The 23,924-nt window shown below is 67.1% G+C and carries 20 protein-coding genes and 1 pseudogene; 15 read left to right on the top strand and 6 right to left on the bottom strand.

Features of this window, described 5'->3' with window-relative positions; all coding sequences use genetic code 11:
- Positions 1-298: 298 nt before the first annotated feature.
- Positions 299-640 (bottom strand): annotated as a pseudogene (locus tag OD750_RS25040) (saccharopine dehydrogenase NADP-binding domain-containing protein); the annotation flags it as partial.
- Between the two features lie 34 nt (positions 641-674).
- Positions 675-1,580, bottom strand: a complete 906-nt coding sequence (locus OD750_RS25035; protein ID WP_263541352.1) for a hypothetical protein — start codon at positions 1,578-1,580, stop codon at positions 675-677.
- Positions 1,581-1,723: 143 nt separating this feature from the next.
- Between OD750_RS25035 and clpB the strand changes: the two genes are divergently transcribed.
- Entirely contained in the window at positions 1,724-4,315 is a 2,592-nt protein-coding gene (clpB, locus tag OD750_RS25030) for an ATP-dependent chaperone ClpB (RefSeq protein ID WP_263541351.1), read from the top strand.
- Positions 4,316-4,395: 80 nt separating this feature from the next.
- Here the strand turns inward: clpB and OD750_RS25025 are convergent, their stop codons facing one another.
- Together OD750_RS25025 and OD750_RS25020 are read right to left on the bottom strand one after the other, a co-directional pair.
- A complete protein-coding gene (locus tag OD750_RS25025) occupies positions 4,396-7,341 on the bottom strand; it encodes a TonB-dependent receptor plug domain-containing protein (protein ID WP_263541350.1) in 2,946 nt (981 codons plus the stop codon).
- 191 nt (positions 7,342-7,532) lie between these two features.
- The gene (locus OD750_RS25020) at positions 7,533-8,408 is read right to left on the bottom strand and encodes a helix-turn-helix domain-containing protein (protein ID WP_263541349.1); all 876 of its coding nucleotides are present in this window, start codon (positions 8,406-8,408) and stop codon (positions 7,533-7,535) included.
- A gap of 585 nt (positions 8,409-8,993) precedes the next feature.
- On the opposite strand from OD750_RS25020, the gene OD750_RS25015 reads away from it, so the two are divergent.
- The 4 genes from OD750_RS25015 to OD750_RS25000 all read left to right on the top strand — a co-directional run bounded on the left by OD750_RS25015 (position 8,994) and on the right by OD750_RS25000 (position 12,546).
- The gene (locus OD750_RS25015; protein WP_263541393.1) at positions 8,994-9,296 is read left to right on the top strand and encodes an FmdB family zinc ribbon protein; all 303 of its coding nucleotides are present in this window, start codon (positions 8,994-8,996) and stop codon (positions 9,294-9,296) included.
- A gap of 79 nt (positions 9,297-9,375) precedes the next feature.
- Complete coding sequence (locus OD750_RS25010) at positions 9,376-9,930, top strand: DUF3011 domain-containing protein (protein WP_263541348.1); 555 nt, start codon at positions 9,376-9,378, stop codon at positions 9,928-9,930.
- Between the two features lie 199 nt (positions 9,931-10,129).
- The gene (gene aspS, locus OD750_RS25005; RefSeq protein ID WP_263541347.1) at positions 10,130-11,902 is read left to right on the top strand and encodes an aspartate--tRNA ligase; all 1,773 of its coding nucleotides are present in this window, start codon (positions 10,130-10,132) and stop codon (positions 11,900-11,902) included.
- A complete protein-coding gene (locus tag OD750_RS25000) occupies positions 11,899-12,546 on the top strand; it encodes an esterase/lipase family protein (RefSeq protein ID WP_263541346.1) in 648 nt (215 codons plus the stop codon). Before aspS ends, OD750_RS25000 begins: the two co-directional genes overlap by 4 nt.
- Positions 12,547-12,560: 14 nt before the next feature.
- On the opposite strand, the gene OD750_RS24995 is transcribed toward OD750_RS25000, so the two are convergent.
- Positions 12,561-14,138 (bottom strand): tetratricopeptide repeat-containing sulfotransferase family protein, encoded by a 1,578-nt coding sequence (locus OD750_RS24995; RefSeq protein ID WP_263541345.1) that lies wholly within the window; start codon positions 14,136-14,138, stop codon positions 12,561-12,563.
- A 64-nt stretch (positions 14,139-14,202) separates the two neighbouring features.
- Positions 14,203-14,790: a hypothetical protein gene (locus OD750_RS24990; RefSeq protein ID WP_263541344.1), complete on the bottom strand. Its 588-nt coding sequence runs from the start codon at positions 14,788-14,790 to the stop codon at positions 14,203-14,205.
- Positions 14,791-15,060: 270 nt separating this feature from the next.
- Here OD750_RS24990 and OD750_RS24985 point away from each other — a divergent pair, with 270 nt between their 5' ends.
- The 10 genes from OD750_RS24985 (at position 15,061) to tolB (ending at position 23,898) form a co-directional block, all read left to right on the top strand.
- Positions 15,061-15,801 (top strand): YebC/PmpR family DNA-binding transcriptional regulator, encoded by a 741-nt coding sequence (locus tag OD750_RS24985; protein WP_263541343.1) that lies wholly within the window; start codon positions 15,061-15,063, stop codon positions 15,799-15,801.
- 30 nt (positions 15,802-15,831) lie between these two features.
- The gene (gene ruvC / locus OD750_RS24980) at positions 15,832-16,356 is read left to right on the top strand and encodes a crossover junction endodeoxyribonuclease RuvC (RefSeq protein ID WP_263541342.1); all 525 of its coding nucleotides are present in this window, start codon (positions 15,832-15,834) and stop codon (positions 16,354-16,356) included.
- Positions 16,353-16,946, top strand: a complete 594-nt coding sequence (ruvA, locus tag OD750_RS24975) for a Holliday junction branch migration protein RuvA (RefSeq protein WP_263541341.1) — start codon at positions 16,353-16,355, stop codon at positions 16,944-16,946. The genes ruvC and ruvA overlap by 4 nt, the downstream gene beginning before the upstream one ends.
- A 58-nt stretch (positions 16,947-17,004) precedes the next feature.
- The gene (locus tag OD750_RS24970) at positions 17,005-18,882 is read left to right on the top strand and encodes a potassium transporter Kup (RefSeq protein ID WP_263541340.1); all 1,878 of its coding nucleotides are present in this window, start codon (positions 17,005-17,007) and stop codon (positions 18,880-18,882) included.
- A complete protein-coding gene (ruvB, locus tag OD750_RS24965; protein ID WP_263541339.1) occupies positions 18,879-19,934 on the top strand; it encodes a Holliday junction branch migration DNA helicase RuvB in 1,056 nt (351 codons plus the stop codon). The genes OD750_RS24970 and ruvB overlap by 4 nt, the downstream gene beginning before the upstream one ends.
- Before the next feature lie 121 nt (positions 19,935-20,055).
- Positions 20,056-20,472 carry a tol-pal system-associated acyl-CoA thioesterase gene (ybgC, locus tag OD750_RS24960; protein ID WP_263541338.1) on the top strand — a complete coding sequence of 139 codons (417 nt, stop codon included), beginning with the start codon at positions 20,056-20,058 and terminating at the stop codon, positions 20,470-20,472.
- The gene (gene tolQ / locus OD750_RS24955) at positions 20,469-21,149 is read left to right on the top strand and encodes a protein TolQ (protein ID WP_263541337.1); all 681 of its coding nucleotides are present in this window, start codon (positions 20,469-20,471) and stop codon (positions 21,147-21,149) included. The genes ybgC and tolQ overlap by 4 nt, the downstream gene beginning before the upstream one ends.
- A gap of 39 nt (positions 21,150-21,188) precedes the next feature.
- Entirely contained in the window at positions 21,189-21,629 is a 441-nt protein-coding gene (tolR, locus tag OD750_RS24950) for a protein TolR (RefSeq protein ID WP_263541336.1), read from the top strand.
- Positions 21,630-21,633: 4 nt separating this feature from the next.
- On the top strand, positions 21,634-22,461 hold the full coding sequence (gene tolA, locus OD750_RS24945) for a cell envelope integrity protein TolA (RefSeq protein ID WP_263541335.1): 828 nt from the start codon (positions 21,634-21,636) through the stop codon (positions 22,459-22,461).
- A 93-nt stretch (positions 22,462-22,554) separates the two neighbouring features.
- Positions 22,555-23,898, top strand: a complete 1,344-nt coding sequence (gene tolB / locus OD750_RS24940) for a Tol-Pal system beta propeller repeat protein TolB (protein WP_263541334.1) — start codon at positions 22,555-22,557, stop codon at positions 23,896-23,898.
- The last annotated feature ends 26 nt before the right edge of the window (positions 23,899-23,924 follow it).

Here is a 23,924-nt window from a genome sequence, read left to right as displayed (position 1 = left end):
CGGCGTGCCAGCGTGCCCCGACCGGCGGCGCATAGACGTGCCGTTCGAGCCGCTGCCAGCCGCGCACGGCGACGCGCCGGCCTCGTTCGCGCCAGGGCAGCGCGCGGCCGACGGTCGAAAGGATCGCCGCGACCGTCGCCAGGCCGCGCTCGGTGCGGTTGCCGGGGCTGATGCCGATATCGATGCCGCGCAGTCGCGCGAATTCGCCGCGATACCGGTCGACGACGGCGGCGGAAACGCCCGGCACCGTGCTCGCGCCGGCGACGGCGAGCAGCCCGCGTTCGCGCGCATCGGCGTCGAGCGCGTCGAAGCCGGCGACGTACTCGCGCGCGTCGGCGAGGTCGACGTAGTGCGCGCCGGCGGCGAGCACCCTGCGCGCGACGGCGTAGTCGCTGCCCTGGAACGGTCCGGCCGTGTTGACGACGAGCTGCGGCCGTTCGCGTGCGAGCGCGTCCGCGAACGCGGGCGAGGCCGCATCGCAGGCGAGCGCGTCGGCGCCGACATCGGCCGCGAGCGCGCGCGCCGCCGCGCCGTCGCGGCCGGCGACGACGACGCGCAACGCCGGCTCGCGCGCGAGCCGGCGGACGATGCGGCGGCCGAACAGACCGTAGCCGCCGAGGACGATCGTGCGGAATTCCATCGCCGGCAGTGTGCCGGCGACTGGGGCGACGACGCTACTGCGTGCCGGCGCCGGTTTCCGCGTATGCGCGGCTCGCCGAGCGATACGCGACGAAACGGATGGGTTGCTTCGCCGCGACGCAGGTGTCGGCGTTCGTGTACTCGCGCGCGCAGTCGTACGCGTCGCCATCGAACGAGCGCGTCAGCGCGCCGCTGGCGACGGCGCGGCGAAAGTCGTAGACGCGCGCGATCTTGCCGTCGGGGGCTTTCACCGCGATGCGAAAGTGCTGCTGGCCCGATTCGACGACCGAACTGCCGTCGACGGCGAGCGTCGAGCAGTCGCGCCGGCCTTCGGCGAACGTCACGCAGCCCGAATACGTGTGTACCTCGCCGCGGCCGGAAATCGTGAAGCGGTCGAACGCACGGATCTGCAGCTTCTCGCCGAGAAAGTACACGCCCTGCGCCGGCGCCTGATCGACGAGCGCGTCCCACTCGCCGAGCAGCGATTCGCCGATCGTGCCGGTGCTCTGGCGCACGAGATCGAACGCGATCACGCCGTCGGCCTGCGTCTGCGCGAGGACGCGCACGACGTTCGGCGCGGTGAAGTCGAGCGAGATCTGGCCGACGATCGCCGCCGTCGGCGCGCGGTACGGACAGTTCGTCGTGTTGCCGAGGCACTGGCCGTTCTCGGTGCGCACGAGATCGCCGGTCACGCGCCAGCCGCCGGGTATCGCCTGCAGCGGTCCGCCGAACGTGACGAACACCGGCTGGCCCGCGCGCGTATACAAGTAACCCGCGCCGAAGACGCGTTCGATGCCGAGCACGTCGAGCGCGAAGCCGGTGCCGGATTTGTCAGGTTGCCAGTAGAACCCGTCTTCGGGCGTGTTCGGGCGCCCGTCGTCGTAGGCGACGGCGCAGATCGACCACAGCAGCGACACGAGCATCGGCGTCCAGCGTTTCATTACGATCTCCTGTGCGGGGAATCCGCCATCAGGGGTACGCAAAAACGCGGCGAAATATGAAGCGCGGCTTGAAACGAGGGGGCCGGGCCGCATCTGCCAGTCATCGCCGCTTCCGGCAACTCTTTCATTTTTGGGGTATTTCGATGCGCATGGACAAACTGACCTCGCGTTTCTCGCAGGCGCTGGCCGACGCTCAGAGCCTTGCGGTAGGGCGCGACAACAACATGCTCGAACCGCTGCACCTGATGGCCGCGCTGCTCGACCAGCAGGGCGGTTCGACCGTGCCGCTCCTGTCGCAGGCGCAGGTCAACGTCGCGGCGCTGCGCGCGCGCGTCGCCGAGGCGCTCGACCGCCTGCCGTCCGTACGCGGACAGGAAGGCAACATCAACATCTCAAGCGATCTCAATCGCCTGTTGAACCTCACCGACAAGCTCGCGCAGCAGCGCGGCGACGCGTTCGTCGCGAGCGAGCTGTTCGTACTCGCCGCGCTCGACGACAAGGGCGAACTCGGCCAGGCGCTCAAGGCCGCCGGCGCGAACAAGGCCGCGCTCGAGGCGGCGATCGAGAAAATGCGCGGCGGCGACAAGGTGCAGTCGGAAAACGCCGAGGACCAGCGCCAGGCGCTGGAGAAATACTGCATCGACCTCACCGCGCGCGCCGAGGCGGGCAAGCTCGATCCGGTGGTGGGCCGCGACGAGGAAATCCGCCGCACGATCCAGGTGCTGCAGCGGCGCACGAAGAACAATCCCGTGCTGATCGGCGAGCCCGGCGTCGGCAAGACCGCGATCGTCGAAGGCCTCGCGCAGCGCATCATCAACAACGAGGTGCCCGAAGGCCTGCGCGACCGTCGCGTGCTGTCGCTCGACATGGGCGCGCTGATCGCCGGCGCGAAGTTCCGCGGCGAATTCGAAGAGCGCCTGAAGGCCGTGCTCAAGGATCTGGGCAAGGAAGAGGGCCGCGTGATCCTCTTCATCGACGAGCTGCACACGATGGTCGGCGCGGGCAAGGCCGAAGGCTCGATGGACGCCGGCAACATGCTGAAGCCGGCGCTCGCGCGCGGCGAACTGCACTGCATCGGCGCGACGACGCTCGACGAATACCGCAAGTACGTCGAGAAGGATGCCGCGCTCGAGCGGCGCTTCCAGAAGGTGTTCGTCGGCGAGCCGTCGGTCGAGGACACGATCGCGATCCTGCGCGGCCTCAAGGAGCGCTACGCCGTGCACCACGGCGTCGAGATCACCGACCCCGCGATCGTCGCCGCCGCGACGCTGTCGCATCGCTACATCGCCGACCGGCAGCTGCCGGACAAGGCGATCGACCTCATGGACGAGGCCGCGTCGCGCATCCGCATGGAAATCGACTCCAAGCCCGAGGAGATGGATCGCAAGGAGCGCCGTCTGATTCAGCTGAAGATCCAGCGCGAAGCGTTGAAAAAGGAGAAGGATTCCGAGTCGCGCCAGCGTCTGGCCGACCTCGAAAAGGACATCGCCGTGCTCGAGCGCGAGTTCTCCGATCTCGAGGAGGTGTGGAAGTCCGAGAAGGCGATACTGCAGGGCGCGACGAAGATCAAGGAGCAGATCGAAGCGACCCGTCTGGAACTCGAAGCGGCGCAGCGCCGGCAGGATTTCGCGAAGATGAGCGAAATCCAGTACGGCCGTCTGCCGGAACTCGAAAAGCAGCTCAAGGCCGCGCAAGAGGTCGAATCGAAGGGCTTCACGCTGCTGCAGGACAAGGTCACGGCCGAGGAGATCGCCGAGGTCGTCGCGCGCTGGACCGGCATTCCGGTGTCGAAGATGCTCGAAGGCGAGCGCGACAAGCTCCTGCGCATGGAAGATGCGCTGCACCACCGCGTCGTCGGCCAGGACGAAGCGGTGCGCGCCGTCTCCGACGCGATTCGCCGCGCGCGCGCGGGCCTGTCCGATCCGAACCGGCCGAGCGGCTCGTTCCTGTTCCTGGGGCCTACGGGCGTCGGCAAGACCGAGCTGTGCAAGGCGCTCGCCGAATTCCTGTTCGACTCGACCGACGCGATGGTGCGCATCGACATGTCCGAGTTCATGGAAAAGCACGCGGTGTCGCGGCTGATCGGCGCGCCGCCCGGCTACGTCGGCTACGAGGAAGGCGGCTATCTGACCGAGGCGGTTCGGCGCCGGCCGTACAGCGTGATCCTGCTCGACGAGGTCGAGAAGGCGCACCACGACGTCTTCAACATCCTGCTGCAGGTGCTCGACGACGGGCGTCTGACCGACGGCCAGGGCCGCACGGTCGACTTCCGCAACACGGTGATCGTGATGACGTCGAACCTCGGCTCGCAGCTGATCCAGGAGGCGGCGGGCGAGGGCGGCGAGGAAGGCTATACGCAGATCAAGGCGGCGGTGCTCGGCGTCGTGCAGGCGCATTTCCGGCCGGAGTTCATCAACCGGCTCGACGAGCTCGTCGTGTTCCGTCCGCTCGAGCGCGCGCAGATCCGGCGCATCGCGGCGATCCAGACGGAATATCTGGCCAAGCGTCTGGCCGAGCGCCAGCTGAAGCTGTCGCTGAGCGAGGCGGCGCTCGACCTCCTCGGCAGCGTGGGCTTCGATCCGGTCTACGGCGCGCGGCCGCTCAAGCGCGCGATCCAGCAGCAGCTGGAAAACCCGCTCGCGCGGCAGATCCTCGAAGGCCGGTTCGTGGCCGGCGATACGGTGTCGGTCGACGCCGACGGCGCGCGGCTGGTGTTCTCGGGCGCTTCGGGCTGACCGCGTTTCGACGCCGCGGCACAAAAAAACGGCCCCTTTCGGGGCCGTTTTTTTTGAAGCCACACCGATACCGGTGCTTCTTAGAACGTCTGCTGGTAGCGGACGTAGTAGAAGCGGCCGATGTCGTAGCCGGAGTAGTACGCGAACTGGCTGTTCGGCGTGCGGTACATGACCGGACCGAGGTGGTCGAACACGTTGTTCGCGCCGAGCGTTACGCGGCCCTTCCACGGCGTGTTCCAACGCACCGCGAGGTCGTGGAACGTGTTGGCGCCGAAGCGGTTGACCGGGTAGAAGCCGCCGTTCGGCGTATCCGCCGGCGAGCCGTAGTTCGGATCGTTACATTCCGGACCGCCCGACAGGTTGTACGTGCAGCGTTCACGCAGACCGGAGAAGTAGCGCGTACCCCAGTTCACGCCGAAGTCGCCGAACGTCCAGTCGACGTTGAGGTTCGACTTGATACGGAACACGGCGCCCGTGGTCGCGGCTTCGCCGATCGACGGGTTGACCGGGGAATCCGGATCGCGCGGGTCGGCGTTCGACTCGTACTTGGTCAGGTAGGTGGTGTCCCAACGCACGACAATGTCGCCGAACGAGAACTCCGGCAGACGGTAGTTCAGGCCGATGTCGAAGCCCTGCGTCTTGAGCCAGCCGAGGTTCTGGCCGCCGTACTGCAGCTGGTTGACCATGCCGGTCGCGGCGTCACGACGGAAGAGCGAGCAACGCGCCGCGATACCGCGGACGTAGCAGTCTTCCATGATGCCGTCGACGCTGTCGGCGGTGATCAGGTTGTCGATCTTGAAGTCGAACCAGTCGAGGTTGATGTCCAGGCCGTCGATGAAGCGCGGGCTGTACACGATGCCGACCGTCTTGGACTTCGAGGTTTCCGGCGTCAGGTTCGGGTTGGAACCCGAGACGAACGGAACCGGCGACTGGCCGTCCGGACCGGTACACGGGGCACCGCCCTGGCACGGCTGCTGGAAGTTGACCGGCACGCCCGGCTGACCGCCGAAGCCGTTCAAGCAGGCCGACGAACCGCGCGCGCCGCCGTAGCGGCTGTCGCACGGGTCGGTGAAGTATTCGAACGACTGCGACGTGCCGCCGTACAGGTCGGCGATGGTCGGCGCGCGGAAGCCTTCGGCCCACGTACCGCGGACCAGGACGTCTTCCAGCGGCTTCCAGCGGAAACCGTACTTGTTGTTGGTCGTGTCGCCGAAGGTCGACGTGTCGGTGTAGCGGCTCGCGACGTTGAACGACAGTTCGCGGGCGAACGGCAGTTCCTTGAACACCGGGATGTCAAGTTCGACGTAGTATTCGTCGAGCGAGTAGCCGCCCTTCGTCGGGCCGTTGGCCAGGTCGGTCGACGCGCCGGTCTGCGCGAACGCGTCCGGCGAGAAGAAGCCGCTTTCCTGACGGTGTTCCCAGCCGCCCGCGATCGCGAGGTCGCCGGCGGGCAGTTCGAACAGCGTACCGGTCAGGTTGGCCGCGTAGTCGATCATGCGGCTCTGGTACATCGCCTGGCCGACCGTGTAGACGCTGTTGCGGACGTCCGGATTCGCGGCGCTGCCCGGCACGTTGCTGCCGAACGGCGAGAACGGGTTGAACGGCGTGCACAGGCCCGGACCGGCGCCCAGCGGGATCGGGTTGTCCGGCGTGCCGCACTGCACGACGCCCTGCGAGTTCAGGAACGACGGACCGATCGCCTGCGAGAGGTTGATCAGGTTGAAGTTGCCGGTCTGGCGCTGCGTACCGTCGTTGCGGTTGTACGTGTAGCCGACGTCCCAGTTCCACTCGCGGCCGAACACTTCGAAGTGACCGTCGAAGCCGGCGGTGAAGCGGTAGGTCTGCAGCGAGTTCGTCGACACGCGCGGCACTTCCCAGCCGCGGCGTTCGAAGCGGACTTCCTGCGGGTTGGTCGGGTTGTGCCAGCGGCCGAACGGGTTGTAGTAGCTGTCGACCGACATCGCGCCGAGTTCGCCGGTCGGGCTGAAGCCGTAGCTCGCGCCCGAGGACAGCGGATAGCCGGCGACCTGCACTTCCGACTCACGCTTGTTGTACAGCGCGTCGGCGCGGAACGTGATGGAGTCGGTCAGGTTGTAGCTGCCGTTCACGAACAGCGAGGTACGCTCCATGCCCGACAGCAGCATCATCTGCTCGTTCGAGTTGGCGCGGTCGGCAACCGACGTCGTCTGGGGGCGGTACGAGGCGATGTCGTACGGATCGGCACCCGGGATCAGCGTCAGGCGGCGGCCGTCGCGCGGATCGATCAGCACGCCGTGCTGGCTCGTCGGGCTCATGCCGTCGCTGCCGTGGCCCGGACGCGGAACGGCCGAGAACGGACGATCCTTCGCGAAGACCGGATCTTCCTTCACGTACTGCGCCGTCATCGACAGCGTGCTGCGGTCGCTGACCGAGCCCAGCGTGAAGTCGTACGACTCCTGCTGGCCGTCGTCTTCGTCGTACTGACCGAGGTAGACGTTGGCTTCGGCGCCGTCGAAGCGCGTGCGCGTGATGATGTTGACCACGCCCGCGATCGCGTCCGAACCGTAGATCGACGAGGCGCCGTCCTTGAGCACTTCAATGCGCTCGACCGCACCGGTCGGGATCGACGCGACGTCCTGCAGACCGTCGTTGCCCGAACCCAGACGCTTGCCGTTGAGCAGGATCAGGGTGCGGTTGACGCCGAGGTTGCGCAGGTCGAGGTAGGAACCGCCGGCGCCTTCGCCGCTGGACAGCGGACGCGAACGGCTGAACGCCGGGTCACCCGAAGAGGTGATCTTGTTCAGGATATCGGCGACGGAGTTGAAGCCCTGCTTCTGGATCTGTTCGCGATCGATCGCGAGCACCGGCTGGGCGGTTTCCCAGTCGACGTGGCGGATGCGCGAGCCGGTAACGACGATGCTTTCCAGCTTGGTTTCTTCACCAGCCGGGGCGGCATCCTGCGCGAAGGCCTGCTGCGCGAGCACGAGACTGATCGCCGTCGCCAGCAGCTGCCGGCGGCGTCGAGCGGAGGTAAACGCTGTATTCATACGTGATCCTCTTCGGGATGAATCCGATCGCCCGCCGTGAGGCAGGCGTCGGAGCTTCGGTAATGCGGGGAAAACGTGACGCGCCGTGACGACTCCGTGACAGTCGCCCGGCGCCGGCCAAACTAGCCAATTCACCCCGGATCGCTGCAGCGAACGATGGGTATTGGTGTCGCGGATCTAGCGGTCTTTGTTCAGGCGGCGTTGGCCAAAAGGTTCTGGCGATACAGCTGGGCACTGGTGCCGTAGTGCTCGCGGAACAGCCGCGCGAACGTGCAGCGATGCTCGAAACCGGCCGCCAGCGCGACTTCCCGAATCGCGAGCGAGCTCGTATGCAGCAGCCGGCGCGCGTGGTTGAGCCGGTGGCGCACGAGGAAGTCGTGCGGCGTTTCGCCGAAGACGTCGCAAAAAATGCGAATGAAATGCCATGGCGAATAGTTCGCCATCGCAGCGAGGTCGCTCGTGCGCAGTTCTTCGGTGCTGTTGGCGAGCACGTGGTTGCGCACGCGCTGCAGCCGGAAATACACATTGCGGCGCTGTTGCAATGTGCGTCCCGGGCAGGCCTGCACCTGGCGGTGCCACGGCGCCTGTAGTTCGTGCACGCCGACGAGGAACGTCAGCTCGGCCGAGTTGACGGCCGTCATCGGCCGGCGGTGCAGGCGTGCACGCTGCGCGGCGATCAGGCCGTGGCGCAGTTCCGGCGGGCACACCGCGACGCCGGGCAAGAGGAATGCGGCGGTCGGATCGGAGCTGCCGTGGCGCAGCGCCTGGCTCCAGCTGCGATCGGCACCGTTGACGACCGACCAGTTGCCGCAGCCGGCCATGGCCGGATAGACCTCGACCGGGCCGTGAAATACGCCAACGTCGCCGCCGAACAGCGAAATGCGGCCTTCGACGGTGTTGACGAGCAATTCGCCGCGGCTGACCGAAACCAGGCTCTGGCCGGTACCCACGAACGAGCGGCGCGCGCCGAGGCTGGTCACGAATTCCAGTTCGTGCCGCGGGCCGGGCGCGCGAAGGTGCGCTGTGAGATCAGCCTGCATAGAGGCGGTGTTGTCAGTTGCGTTCATGACGTCTCCCTGAGCGACTCAATGGCGCCGGACTGCGTGGAACAGGCATCGCGCGTGCGCGAAGCCCCGGGAAACGGCGCCGTTTTCCCGTCGATGCATGGGGCGAATCGATTGCGGCGATGCCGAACGCGAGGCGCACGGCACCGTGCCGCGGTCCTGCGGCATCCGGCTGGCTGGCTGTTGGAGACGTTGCGTACGCCCGGACAGGGGCGGGCGTTGGTGAGGCGGAGGTACTTGCATTCGACCGCCGCGGCCCCATCAAGGGCGCGAATCGGTCGACAAGACACACGCCGCTACTCTGGCGTCCCAAACTACGGGCTTGCATGGAAAACACCGTCAGCCGCTACAATCGACGATTTCAACGGCTTCCGACGGTGCCTTCACCGACGCGCCGATCGCCATCTAGACTATCTTTCGTACGAAAGATACCGTAAATCGCAACGGCCGCCTACCCAACTTTAGTCATGCGAACTTTCGCGGCGTATGGATCGAACGGCATGGTCGTTCGGATGCACGGAAGGATCGCAAGGTTGCGTTAATGTGGTGCTCAGTTTTCCGTTCAGTTTGCTTGCTCAGAGTCCCGTCATGCCGATTTACGAATTTGAATGCGCCGATTGCGGCAATCGTTTCGACCGCTTGCAGAAGCTGTCCGACGCCGATCCGACGGATTGTCCGAGCTGCGGCAAGCCGTCGGTGCGCCGTCGCGTGACCGCGCCGTCGTTCCGCCTTGCCGGCGGCGGCTGGTATGAAACCGACTTCAAGAAGGACGGCGACAAGAAGCGCAATCTCGCCGGCGGCGACCAGGCGCCCGGTGCTGCCGCCAAGAGCGAGAGCGCGCCGGCATCCGCGGCCGAGGCCAAGCCGGCGAGCACGCCGAACGCAACCTGAGCATAAAAGTTCCCGATCTCTCTCCATTCAGGTTCGCCCGACGTAAACTACGTCCGCGTATTGCCAAAGGAGAGGTGCAATGATTGCGCGAGTGCTTGCGGTAACCGTGGTCGTATTGGGTTCTTTCTTCGCCGCACCGAACGCCGACGCCCAGCGCGGTCGCGATTCGGTCGAATGCAGCAGCAATGACTATCGCTATGCGCGCTGCGACGTGCCGTGGCGCGACGCGCGCCTGGCCCGCCAGATTTCCGGCAGCCAGTGCGTGCGCGGCCAGACCTGGGGCATCGATCGCCGCGGCATCTGGGTCGACCGCGGCTGCGCCGGCGTCTTCGTCGAAGCCGGTCGCGGCGACGGCGGCTGGGGCGGCGGCGGTGGCGGGCATGGCGGTGGCGGTGGCGGCTGGCGTCCCGGCAACGACTGGGATCAGGACATCCGTTTCCGCTGCGACAGCGACGATTTCCGCTATCGCCTGTGTCAGGTCGACGTCGGTCGCGGCGGTCGCGTCTACGTCGAGCGCCAGATTTCCGGTACGCGCTGCCAGGAAGGCCGCAACTGGGGCTGGAACCGCGCGGGCGTCTGGGTCGACCAGGGCTGCGCGGCGGTGTTCGTGGTCGAGCGCCGCTGGCGCGACTGATCACCCGCGCGACGCGCTCGCAATCGTTCGGAAAGGCCCGCCGCAAGGCGGGCTTTTTCGTTTCCGGTGCACGCGCGGCATATCGTTGCAGCGCAGCAACTTACTCCGTACGATTCGTCGCTTCATGCCGGCCCGACGCGGCCCGCCGACCCGGCGGCGCGCGGCCTCGGCCTCACGCCTTTGTCGGAGTTGCCACCACATGCGCAGTCACTACTGCGGTCTCGTCGACGAGACCCTGATCGGTCAGACCGTCACTCTTTGCGGATGGGCGGACACCCGCCGAGACCACGGTGGTGTGATCTTCATCGACCTGCGCGATCACGAAGGCATCGTCCAGACCGTCGTCGAGCCCGACAACGCCGCCGCGTTCAAGGTGGCCGAAAGCGTACGTTACGAGTTCTGCCTGCGCATCATCGGCAAGGTGCGTGCGCGCCCGGACAAGCAAGTGAATGACCGCGTGCGCACCGGCAAGATCGAAGTGCTGGTCGACACCATCGAAGTGCTCAACGCCGCCGCGCCGCTGCCGTTCATGCTCGACGACAACGTCGGCGAAGACGCGCGCCTGCGCTACCGCTATCTCGACATCCGCCGGCCGGACATGCAGCGCAAGATGCGCATGCGCACGCGCCTCGTCTCGACGCTGCGCCGCTATCTCGACACGCGCGGCTTCCAGGACATCGAAACGCCGATCCTGACCAAGGCGACGCCCGAAGGCGCGCGCGACTATCTCGTGCCGAGCCGCGTGCATCCCGGCGAGTTCTACGCGCTGCCGCAGTCGCCGCAGCTGTTCAAGCAGATCCTGATGATGGCGGGCATGGACCGCTACTACCAGATCGCGCGCTGCTTCCGCGACGAAGACCTGCGCGCCGACCGCCAGCCCGAGTTCACGCAGCTCGACATGGAGTTCGCGTTCGTCGGCGAGCGCGACGTGCAGGACTTCGTCGAAGCGATGATCCGCGAGGTGTTCAAGGACGTCGTCGGCGTGTCGCTCGACGAGACGTTCCCGCGCCTGACCTACGCCGAAGCGATGCGCCGCTACGGTTCGGACAAGCCCGACCTGCGCATCGATCTCGAACTCGTCGACGTCGCCGACGCCGTAAAAACCTGCGACTTCAAGGTGTTCACCGGTCCCGCGAACGATCCGGGCGGTCGCGTCGCGGCGCTGCGCGTGCCGGGCGGCGCCGAACTCACGCGCAAGCAGCTCGACGACTACGGCCTGTACGTGCAGAAGTACGGCGCGAAGGGCCTGGCGTGGATCCGCATCGACGATCTCGACAAGGGCCGCGAAGGGCTCACGTCGCCGATCGTGAAATTCCTCGGCGAAGACGCCGTCAAGGGCATCTTCGACCTCGTCGGCGCGCAGACCGGCGACGTGATCTTCTTCGGCGCGGGTCCCTACAAGACCGTCAGCGACTTCCTCGGCGCGCTGCGCCTGAAGGTCGCGCGCGACCTCGGCCGCGTGGCCGAAGGCTGGAAGCCGCTATGGGTCGTCGACTTCCCGATGTTCGAGTACGACTTCGACGCCAAGCGCTACGTCGCGCTGCATCACCCGTTCACGGCGCCGAAGGTCGACGACGTGTCCGATCTCGTCGCGAACGCGGCGATCAGCGTGTCGCGCGGCTACGACATGGTGCTCAACGGCAACGAGATCGGCGGCGGTTCGATCCGCATCCACCGTCCGGAAATGCAGAGCACCGTGTTCGATCTGCTCGGCATCGGCAAGGAAGAAGCCGAGGCGAAATTCGGCTTCCTGCTCGACGCGCTCAAGTACGGCGCGCCGCCGCACGGCGGCATCGCGTTCGGCATCGACCGCATCGCCGCGCTGATGGCCGGCACCGAATCGATCCGCGACGTGATCGCGTTCCCGAAGACCGCGAGCGCGCAGGACCTCATGACCGCGGCACCGTCGCAGGTGCCCGAACCGCAACTGCAGGAACTGCACGTGCGCGTCGTCAAGCCGAAGGCCGATTGAGCGTCGCCGCGGTGACCGCCGAGCGCGTGATCCTGCTGCACGGCGTGTGGATGCGCGGCTTCTCGCTGCTGGCGCTGCGCCGGCGGCTCGAAGCCGCGGGCTACGCGACGGACCTGTTCGAGTACGCCAGCGTCGTCGGCGGGCCGGAACCCGGCATCGAGCGGCTGCTCAAGCGCATGCGCGCGGCGCAGGCGCCGCAGGTGCATCTCGTCGGGCACAGTCTCGGCGGCCTCGTCGCGCTGCAGGCGATACGGCAGGGCGGCGGCGACCTGCCGCCGGGCAAGATCGTGTGCCTCGGCTCTCCGCTCAAAGGCAGCGGCGCGGCGCGGGGCGTCGCGAAGCTGCCGGGCGGCTCGTATCTGCTCGGACGCAGCCTCGACATCCTGCGCAACGGCCTCGAGCGCTGGGACGGCGCGCGACCGGTCGGCGTCGTCGCCGGCAGCCTGCCGATCGGACTCGGCCGCGTCATCGGCGGCCTGACGCCGCCGCACGACGGCACCGTCAGCGTCGACGAGACGCGGCTCGACGGCATCGCCGATCACTGCGAAGTGCCGGTGACGCATACGGGCCTGCTGTTTTCGGCCGCGGTCGCGCAGCAGGCCGCCGCATTTCTGCGTGACGGCCGTTTCGCCGCACAAATCTAGAAAAGCACTTGTCGCTAAATGGTTGCGGCGCGTTCGAGCGCCGCGCGCAGCGGCGCGAACAGTTCGCCGTAGCGCGCGCCGCGTGCCGTGTCGCGCTGCAGCGGCGCGCGCGCCTGCGCCGCGCTCGCGGTGCGCGTGACGCGCCGCGCACGGCCGGTTTCCAGGCACGCCGGATCGAACGGCAGATCGAGAAAATCGAGCAGCGCGGCGATTTCGCGCGCGGGATCGGCGGTGAGTTCCTCATGTACGAGCGTGCGGCAGCGCGCCGGATCGCGCGCCTGCCACCACGCCCACAGCCGGCGGCTGTCGTGCGCGTACGCGGCGAGGTCGTCGAGCGCGTAGCTCCACGCGACGCGGTTCGGCGCGAACAGCTGCTTGAAGCACGACCAGCACGTTTCGACGAGATCGCGCTCGCAGCCGACGACGCGCGCGCCCGGCAGCATCGCCAGCGCCGCGCCGACGTACGGCCAGTTCTCCGGCAGCTTGTCGGTGAAGCGGCGCGCGGTCTGCCAGCGCGCGGTGCGCTCGAGATAGCGGTGGCCCAGGCGCTCCCAGTCGTTCGCGGTCGCGTTGCCGACCCAGTGGGGAAAGGCCCTGCCGCGCCGCGTCGATTCCTCGTGCAGCACGGCTTCCAGATGCGGCAGTTCGCTCGCCGCGACGATGTCCGGGTGCGCGCCGAGCATCTGCTCGACGAGCGTCGTGCCCGAGCGCGGCATGCCGACGATGAAGATCACTTCGGCGCCGAGCGCGCCCGGCGCCGACGCGACCGGCGCGGCGAACGCGTCGCGGATCGCGTCGATCGTGCGGCGATGCGCGGCGGCATCCCAGCGTGTGTGCCGGCGGCGCGCGGCGTTCGCGCGTTCGACGCTCGCGTACGCCTCGGCCGCGCGACCGCGCTTTTCGTACGCGGTGCCGAGTGCGAAATCGACGAGCATGCGCGCCTCGTCGCCGATGCGCGCATCCGCCAAGATCGAGGCCATCGTCGCAAGCTCGGCGTCGGAGAAGTCGACGGTCTTCAGGTCGGCGAGCGCGAACCATGCCTTCGGCGCCTGAGCGCCGATCGCGGTCAGCGCCCGGTACGTCGTGATCGCGTCGTCGATACGGCCAAGCCCGGTCAGGCTGCGGCCGATCAAAAAGCGTGCGGCGGCGTTCGTCGGGTCGAGTTCGAGCGCGCGCTCGGCGGCGGCGAGCGCGTCGGCGCAATCGCCGTTGCGGTCGAGTGCGAGGCCGAGTTCGAACCAGGCCGCGGCGTCGCCGCGCAGCGCGACGATGCGTCTCGTCGCGTCGACGGCGCCGGCGAAATCGGCGAACGCGGTCTGCGCGGCGGCGAGGTCGCGCAGCGCGTCGAGATCGTTCGGGTGTTGCGCGAGCACGCGCTGCAGATCGCCGATCGCCTGATCGGGACGGCCCCGGGCGATCTGGACGCGCGCAGCGATGCGCAGCAGCGCGGCGTCGTCCGGCGCCAGCGCGAGCGCACACAGCACGGCGTTTTCGGCGCCGGCAAAATCTCCGGCGGCATAGCGGCGCCCGGCGTCCTGCGCATAGCGGCGCACGGTGCCGGCTTTGCCGGGCGGGGCGGAGCGAGATTTCATGCGACAGCCGGCGCGCTCAAGCGAATGAGCGCGCCAGCGTGGTGCCGGGACGAGCGACTGTCAATCAGTCGATCGAGAAGTTCTGCAGCGAGACCGGCGTGGTGCCGGCGTTGATCGCGGCGCCCGTGTTCTCGTAGCAGTACGCCGTGACGTTCGCCGGAAAACCGTTCGGGCCGGTGGTCGTGATCTGCAGCCAGCCGAAGTTGATCGCGCCCGTGGCTTCGTTGTCGAAGCGGATGCCGAGATAGCCGCCGGCGACGCCCGTGTTCCAGTTCGTCATCGCGCCGGACTCGGACGTCCAGCTGACCGAACCGTCGATCGGCTGGCCGTTCGTCATCACGAAATACAGATCGTTGTTGCTGCCGGCGACGACAGTGCCCGCGAGCGCGTTGTTTTCGCTGACGTCGGCGCCCGAGTAGGCCTGCAGCCGGGTGGTGCCGTACAGGTTGAGGTCGAAGCCGTCGACGGCGCCGCCCGTCGTACCGGACGCGCCGGTGACGAGATTGAAGTAGATGCCGTCGCCGGTCTGCGGAATCGCAAAGCCGGTGTTGTTGCACACCACGGCCGCGACGGCCGACGACGAGGCGAGCGAAAGCGCCGAGGCGGCGAGGACGGCGGCAAGCGGGGATGCGTACTTCTTGTTGCGGAACATGCGAAGGAACTCCGGACGATGGCACGCATGACCGCTCTCGCGGGCGGCAGGCGTTGCGAGGTAATGAAGGGGGCGTTACGAAGACGTTAGTGCGAGGTGACGCTAGGTTTACCGTCATTTGCGTACGAGCAGGTAGGTACGGATAGCCTCGTTTGTACCAACGCGTCGCGAAAACACCGCAGCCGGCGCCTCGAATCGTGCGGTCGCGATTGGGAACCGGGCGCGACTCTGCTAGCATCGCGCGCCCCGAAAACACCGTGTTGTCGAGCCATGGCCGGACATTCCAAATGGGCGAACATCCAGCACCGCAAGGGCGCGCAGGACGCCAAGCGCGGCAAGATCTTCACCAAGGTCATCCGTGAAATCGGCATCGCGGCGCGCGCGAGCGGCGGCGATCCGAACAGCAATCCGCGCCTGCGGCTGGCGATCGACCGCGGCCTCGCCGCGAACATGTCCAAGGACGTGATCGATCGCGCGATCAAGAAGGCGACGGGCGAACTCGAAGGCGTCAGCTACGAGGAAATCCGTTACGAAGGCTATGCGCCGGGCGGCGTCGCGGTGATCGTCGACTGCACGACCGACAACCGCAACCGCACCGTCGCGGACGTGCGTCTGGCGTTCAACAAGTTCGGCGGCAACCTCGGCACCGAAGGCTCGGTCGCCTTCATGTTCAAGAAGGTCGGCGTGCTCTCGTACGCGCCCGGCGCGAACGAGGACCGCATCATGGAAGCGGCGCTCGACGCCGGCGCCGACGACGTGGTCGTGTATCCCGAAGACGGCTCGATCGACGTCGTGACGTCGCCGGACGCGTTCGAAGCGGTCCGCGCGGCGATGGACAAGGCCGGCCTCAAGCCGGACCGGACCGAAGTCACGCTGCGCGCCGACAACGACGTGGCGGTCAGCGGCGACGCGGCCAAGGCCGTCGCGAAGATCATCGACTGGCTCGAAGACATCGACGACGTGCAGCATGTTTACACGAACGCCGATCTGTCCGCGGACGCCTACGAGTAAGATGTCGCCGTTCGACTACGGCAGCACGCAGTGACCACCCGCATTCTCGGCATCGACCCCGGTTCGCAGCGTACCGGCATCGGCATCGTCGACGCCGACGCGACGGGCAGGTCGGTGTACGTGTTCCACACCGCGATCAAGCTGACCGACAACGAGAACTTCGCGTTGCGGCTCAAGCAGATCTTCGACGATATCGGTGCCATCGTCGACGAACACCGGCCCGACGAGGTTGCGATCGAGCGCGTGTTCATGGCCAAGAACGCCGATTCGGCGCTCAAGCTCGGCCAGGCGCGCGGCGCGGCGATTTGCGCGGTTGTGCACAAAGGCCTGTCGATGCAGGAGTACGCGCCGAAGGAAATCAAGCAGGCCGTCGTCGGCGGCGGTGCGGCGGACAAGACGCAGATCCAGCACATGGTGGGCGTACTGCTGCAATTGCCGGGTAAACTACAGGCCGATGCCGCCGACGCGCTGGCGATTGCGCTGACCCACGCGCACACGCGCTCGACGATGCAGCGTATCGGCATACCGCGCACCGCATGGAGGCGCAGGCGATGATCGGAAGATTGAAAGGCGTACTGGTGTCGAAGCAGCCGCCGTGGCTGATGCTCGACGTCAACGGCGTCGGCTACGAACTCGAAGCGCCGATGTCGACCGTATTCGACCTGCCCGAGCTCGGCCGCGAAGTCACGCTGTGCGTGCACTACGCGGTGAAGGAAGACACCGTCGCGCTGTACGGCTTCTTGCGCGAGGCCGAGCGCAGTCTGTTTCGCACCGTGCAGAAAGTGTCGGGCATCGGCGCGCGCATTGCGCTGGCGATCCTGTCCGGCGCGTCGACCGACGAATTCGCGCGGCTGGTGCAGACCGGCGACGTCGCCGCGCTGACGCGCATTCCCGGCATCGGCAAGAAAACCGCAGAACGCATCATTGTGGAATTGCGCGATCGCGTCGACGGTATCGCCGGCGCGGTGCCGGGCCTTGGCGCGAACGGCGCGGTGCCGGCCGATCCGGTCGCGGAGGCGAGCGTCGCGCTGCAGCAGCTCGGCTACAAGCCGGCCGAGGTCGCGCGGCTCGTCAAGGACGCTTCGGCGCCGGGCGACGACGCCGAAGCGATCATCCGCAAAGCGTTGCGCGCCGCGTTGCGCTGACGGATTGCTCCAACTCGCGCGCGTACGCTGCGCCGCTTCCCTTGCAGGTCGACAGTCGATGACGGCTCACGCGGAAAACCCCAACAAACTCTATGCGCTGGCGCTCGGCGCGGTGGGTGTCGTCTACGGCGACATCGGCACGAGCCCGCTGTACACGCTCAAAGAAGCGTTCGGCGTGCACGGCGTGCCGCCGACGCCGGACAACGTGCTCGGCGTGCTGTCGCTGATCTTCTGGGCGCTGATCCTCGTCGTGTCGATCAAGTACGCGACGTTCATCATGGCCGCGGACAACAAGGGCGAGGGCGGCATCATGGCGCTGACCTCGCTCGCGCACCGCGGCGTGCGCTCGAGCGCGCGCGCGCGCTGGGCGATCATGGTGTTCGGTCTGTTCGGCGCGGCGCTGTTCTTCGGCGACAGCGTGATCACGCCGGCCATTTCGGTGCTCGGCGCGGTCGAGGGCCTCAAGATCGCCGCGCCCGGCCTCGAACGCTACGTCGTGCCGATCGCGGTCGTCGTGCTCCTGATCCTGTTCTCGTTCCAGAGCCGAGGCACCGCGAAGGTCGGCAACGTGTTCGGCCCGATCATGGTGTTGTGGTTCGTCGCGCTCGCCACGCTCGGCGTCATGGAAATCATGGTGGCGCCGCAGGTGCTCAAGGCGTTGAGCCCGCACTACGCGATCGCGTTCTTCGCCGAAAACGGCCGCGCCGGATTCTTCACGCTGTCGTCGGTGATTCTCGCGTTGACGGGTGCCGAGGCGCTGTACGCCGACATGGGCCATTTCGGCAAGAAGCCGATCCGCCGCGCCTGGTTCGCCTTCGTGCTGCCGGCGCTGATGCTCAACTATCTCGGGCAGGGCGCGCTGCTCCTGACGAGTCCCGAGGCGGCCGCCAATCCGTTCTATCTGCTCGTGCCGCAGCCGCTGCTGTATCCGATGATCGCGCTCGCGACGCTCGCCGCGGTGATCGCGTCACAGGCCGTGATTTCCGGCGCGTTCTCGGTCACGCGCCAGGCGATCCAGCTCGGCTACCTGCCGCGCATGCAGGTCAAGCACACGTCGCGCGAAACGATCGGACAGATCTACCTGCCGTGGATCAACCGGCTGCTGCTCGTGCTGACGCTCGCGGTCGTCGTGGGCTTCCGCTCGTCGACCAATCTCGCCGCGGCCTACGGCATCGCGGTGATCGGCACGATGGCGATCGACTCGGTGCTCGTGATGATCGTCGCGCGCCGCATCTGGGGCTGGCAGCGCCACAACGTCGCGCTGCTCGGCGCGCTGTTCTGCACCGTCGACGCGGCGTTCCTCATCGCCAATCTCGACAAGGTCGAGCACGGCGGCTGGTTCCCGCTCGTGCTGGGCCTGATCGTGTTCACCGTGATGACCACCTGGCGGCGCGGTCGCGAACTCGTGATGCGCGAGCTCAAGCAGGCCGGTCTCGCGCTCAAGCCCTTCATCGAATCGATCGCGGAGCACCCGCCGCTGCGCGTGCCGGGTACGGCCGTGTTTCTCACCGCGCAGATCGACTCGGTGCCGCACGCGCTGCTGCACAATCTCAAGCACAACAAGGTGCTGCACGAGCAGAACGTGATGCTCACGGTCGAATGGCTCGAAACGCCGACGGCCGAACCCGAGGAACGCATCGAGGTCGTCTCGCTCGGCCACGAGTTCCACAAGCTGATCCTGCGCTACGGTTTCGCCGAAGACCCCGACGTGCCGGACATGCTCGGCCGCTGCGAAAAGGCCGGTCTCACGTTCGACATGATGGACACGACGTTCTTCCTGAGCCGCGAGAGCATCGTGCCGACCGACCGCCAGGGCATGCCGCTGTGGCGCGACCGCCTGTTCGCGTTCATGGCGCGCAACGCGCTGCCGGCGACGGCGTTCTTCCAGATTCCGGGCAATCGCCTGATCGAACTCGGCACGCAGGTCGAGATATGAGCGACCTGCGCGTCACTTCGACCGCGTCGACGCGCGAGGACGAACTGCTCGAAGCGTCGATCCGTCCGCAGCGGCTCAACGAATACCTCGGCCAGCAGGCCGCGCGCGAGCAGCTCGGCATCTACATCGAAGCGGCCAAGCGCCGCGGCGAGGCGCTCGATCACGTGCTGATCTTCGGCCCGCCCGGCCTCGGCAAGACGACGCTGTCGCACGTCATCGCGAACGAACTGGGCGTGAACCTGCGCACGACGTCGGGACCGGTGATCGAGCGCGCCGGCGATCTCGCCGCGCTCCTGACGAACCTGCAGCCGCGCGACGTGTTGTTCGTCGACGAAATCCACCGCCTGTCGCCGGTCGTCGAGGAAGTGCTGTATCCGGCGATGGAAGATTTCCAGATCGACATCATGATCGGCGAAGGCCCGGCCGCGCGTTCGATCAAGCTCGACCTGCCGCCGTTCACGCTGATCGGCGCGACGACGCGCGCGGGACTCCTCACCGGTCCCTTGCGCGACCGCTTCGGCATCGTGCAGCGGCTGGAGTTCTACACGCCCGAAGAACTCACGGCGATCGTGCGGCGCTCGGCGAAGATTCTCGACATCGCCTGCGACCCGGCCGGCGCGGCCGAGATCGCTCGGCGCTCGCGCGGCACGCCGCGCATCGCCAACCGGCTGCTGCGCCGCGCGCGCGACTACGCGCAGGTGCGCGCCGACGGCGTCATCACGGTCGACGTCGCGCGCGCGGCGATGGAAATGCTCAAAGTGGACGCGGAAGGCTTCGATGCGCTCGACCGGCGCCTCCTGCGCACGATCATGGACAACTTCGACGGCGGGCCGGTCGGTGCCGAGTCGCTCGCCGCGGCGCTGTCGGAAGAGCGCGGCACGATCGAGGACGTGCTCGAGCCGTACCTGATCCAGCAGGGCTACCTCGTGCGCACGGCGCGCGGCCGCATGGTCACGTCGAAAGCCTACGGCCATTTCGGGCTCAAGCCGCCGCGGCGCGAGACGCCGCAGGCCGGGCTGCCGTTCGACGACGGCGAGGCGTCCGGAAGCTGAACGAACGCGCAAGGTCGTTAAAACCGAGTCGCATTCGCACGGTATGATCCGCGCGTTCAGTTCGGACCAGAGGAAACCACGAATGCAGGGCGGGCCACAGCCGGACTCCGCACGACCGCCCATGACGCAAGGACTCGACAGCGCGTTCTCCTGGACCGTCCGGGTCTATTGGGAGGACACCGACGCCGGCGGTGTCGTCTACCACGCCAGCTACCTGCGGTTTCTCGAACGCGCGCGCAGCGAACAATTGCGTGCGATGGGGATTGAGCAGGAGCGCCTGCGCACGGAAAATAGCGTCGCTTTCGTCGTGCGCGACATGACGATCGGCTTCGTCAAGCCGGCCCGGCTCGACGACGTGCTGGCGGTGACCGTGGCCCTGGTCGAACGTCGCAACGCCAGCCTCGTGTTCGAACAGCAAATTCTGCACGCGGCCGACCGCTCCGTGCTGGTGCAGGCGCGCGTGCGCGCGGCCTGCATCGACGCGGCGAGCTTCCGGCCGCGCCCCATTCCCGAAGGATTGTTCGCAAAGAGCCCATGAACGCCGATCTCAACCTCATCCACCTCGTGCTCGGCGCGAGCTTGTTCGTCAAGCTCGTGATGGCCGTGCTGCTCCTGTTCTCGTTCCTGTCGTGGATGATCATTTTCCGCAAGCACGCGATGCTCAAGGGCGCGCTCGGCAGCGCCAACGAGTTCGAGGAGCGCTTCTGGTCCGGCGCCGACCTCGCCGCGCTGTTCCGCGAAGTCAGCGGACGCGGCGACCAGATCAGCGGCATCGAAGGCATCTTCGAAGCGGGCTTTCGCGAGTTCGCCCGGCTGCGCCAGCGCCGCGGCGTCGACCAGCGCACGATGCTCGAAGGCGCGCAGCGCGCGATGCGCGTGGCGCAGACGCGCGAGATCGACCGGCTCGAAGGGAATCTCGAATTTCTCGCCAACGTCGGCTCGATCAGCCCGTACGTGGGCCTGCTCGGCACGGTGTGGGGCATCATGTCGGCGTTCCAGGGCCTGGCCACCGTCAAGGAGGCCACGATCGCGATGGTCGCGCCCGGCATCTCCGAAGCGCTGGTGGCCACCGCGATGGGCCTGATCGCCGCGATTCCCGCGTCGTGGGCGTACAACCGCTACTCGAACAAGGTCGAGCGCGTCGCATCGCGCTACGAGACCTTCACCGAGGAGTTCTCCTCGATCCTGCAACGCCAGGCGCACGTCGACGAATAAGCGCGACCCTGCGCCCATTCGTCCCGCGTTGGAGGCCCCATGCATCACCCCACATACCGCCGCAAGCGCAAGAAGCTCAAGGCCGACATCAACGTTGTGCCGTACATCGACGTGATGCTCGTGCTGCTGATCATCTTCATGGTGACCGCGCCGCTCCTGAATCTCGGCGTCGACATCGAGCTGCCGGCGTCGCAGGCCAAGTCGATCCAGGTCGACAAGGACCCGGCCGTGGTCAGCGTCGACCGCGACGGCAAGCTGTACCTGACCCTGCCCAAGGCGCCGCGCGAAGCGATCGACGAGACGAAGCTCAAGGCGATGGTGACGGCGTTCGTCAACCAGAACCCGAAGGTGCCGGTGTACGTCGCCGGCGACGGCAAAGTGGAATACCAGAAAATTTACGACGCGATGGTGCTGCTGCAGCAGGCCGGCGTGCCCAAGGTCGGGCTGATGAGCCAGCCGCCGCCGGAACCCGCGCGCTGAGACGATGGAAACGACATCCGACAAACTGCGCGCCTTCGGCTTCTCGATCGCGGTTCACCTCGCGGTGATCGCCGTCGCGACGCTCGGCATGTTCTGGAGCCAGTCGACGGTCGTGGTGACGCTGCCCGGCCCCGTGATCGAGGCGACGCTCGTCGGTCCGCCGAGGACAGTGAAGCCGCAGAACACGAAGCCGAGGAAGCCCGAGCCGCCCAAGCCTCAGGAACAGGCCAAGCCCGAGCCGCCCGCGCCCGAGCCGCCGAAAGAAGACAAGAAAGACCAGGAACGCGTGACCGAGATGATGGCCGCGCAGGCCGCCGAGGAAAAACGCGTCCAGGAAGAACAGCGCAAGAAGGAACAGCAACTGCTCGAAGAAGAGCAGAAAAAGGCGGCCGACGCCGAGAAGAAGAAAAAACTGGAAGAAGAGAAAAAACAGCAGGAACGCGACCGCAAGCTCAAGGAGATCGCGGCGCAGCAGAAGAAGCTCGAGGAGCAGTACAACAAGGATCTGATGGAAGGCGACGAAGCCGTCACCGGCCAGGAAGGCAAGGACGACAGCCTCGAAGCGCAGTATTTCGCGGCGATCCAGAACGCGGTCGAAAACGCGTGGCTGCGCCCGGAAACGACGCAGCCGGGTCTGCAGTGCGTGCTCGACATCGTGCAGCTGCCGAGCGGCGACGTCATGACCGCGAACGTTTCGACGCCGTGCAACGCCGATCCGCTGACGCGCCAGTCGCTCGAACAGGCGGTCATGCGGGCGGCGCCGTTGCCGGTGAAAGGCTTCGAATCGGTATTCCGGCGCCGGATTAAGCTGAACTTCAAGTTCGACGGTTAACGTCGTGCGTGCCCGGCGGAACGAAGGCACGCGGCTTTGATCCACGCGTCACATGCAGTGCGAACACAACAACGGACAAAAGGCGAACCCCCAATGCCAGCAAACCTCATCGCCCGATTCGCCGCAGGCCTCGCGCTGTCGCTGGCCGCACTCGCGGCCTTCGCGCAGGCGCCGACGAGCGGCCTCTCCAGCGACACGCCGGTGATCGACATCACCAAGGGCACGTCGACGGCGGTACCGATCGCGGTCGTGCCGTTCGCGTTCGAAGGCGCCGGTACGCCGGCCGAGACCGACGTTTCCGACGTCGTGCGCATGGACCTTGCGCGCTCGGGTCAATTCAAGACGCTCGCCAAGGGCGACGTCGTCGAGTTCCCCTCGCGCCAGGGCGACATCAAGTTTCCGACCTGGAACATGCTCAAGCAGTCGCATATCGTCATCGGCCGCGTCGCCGATGCCGAAGGCGGCGCGCTGCGCGTCGAGTTCGAGCTGTACGACGTCGCCAAGCAGGAACGCCTGCTCGGCCTTGCGATCACCGGCCAGCGCAGCGACCTGCGCGGCGTCGCGCACCAGATCGCCGACCTCATCTACGAGAAGATCCTCAACGTGCGCGGTGCGTTCTGGACGCGCGTGGCCTACGTCACAGCGGCCGGCGTGGCGCCGAACATCAACTACGCGCTGATGGTGGCCGACTCCGACGGCTACAACCCGCAGGTGGTCGTGCGTTCGCGCGAGCCGCTCCTGTCGCCGGCCTGGTCGCCGGACGGCCGCAAGCTCGCGTACGTCTCGTTCGAGCGCGGCGACTCGGCGATCTACATCCAGGAGATCTCGACCGGCTCGCGCCAGGTGGTTTCGAACCGCAAGGGCATCAACGGCGCGCCGTCGTTCTCGCCGGACGGCTCGAAGCTCGCGCTGACGCTGTCATACCTCGGCAACCCCGATATCTTCATCATGGACCTGGCCAGTCGCGAGATCACGCGCGTGACGAACCACTTCGCGATCGACACCGAAGCGACGTGGTCGCCGGACGGCCAGAGCCTCGTCTTCATCTCCGACCGTTCGGGCAAGCCGCAGATCTACCAGGTGGCGGCGAGCGGCGGCGATGCGACCCGTCTTACGTTCCAGGGCGAGTACAACGCAAGCCCGTCCGTGTCGTACGACGGCAAGAAGATCGCTGTGGCACAGGGCAACGGAAATGTGTATCGTATTGCGGTTTTGGACCGGAGCGTCGGCTCCGGGCAGATGAGTTTCATCTCGCCCGGCAGCGTGGACGAATCGCCGAGCTTCGCGCCGAACGCAAGCATGCTGCTGTACGCCGCGACCGAAGGACCGAAAGGGGTGTTGTATGCGGTCTCGGCCAACGGCCAGGTTCGCCAGCGGTTGGTGCTGGCCGACGGCGACGTTCGCGAACCGGCCTGGGGCCCTTTCCGACAGCGATAAAACAGACGCCGGGCGACCGGCGCAAA

Origin of the sequence: Tahibacter soli, from assembly GCF_025717065.2 — a bacterium.
Classification (GTDB): domain Bacteria; phylum Pseudomonadota; class Gammaproteobacteria; order Xanthomonadales; family Rhodanobacteraceae; genus Tahibacter; species Tahibacter soli.
This window is presented reverse-complemented; position numbering and strand designations above follow the sequence as displayed.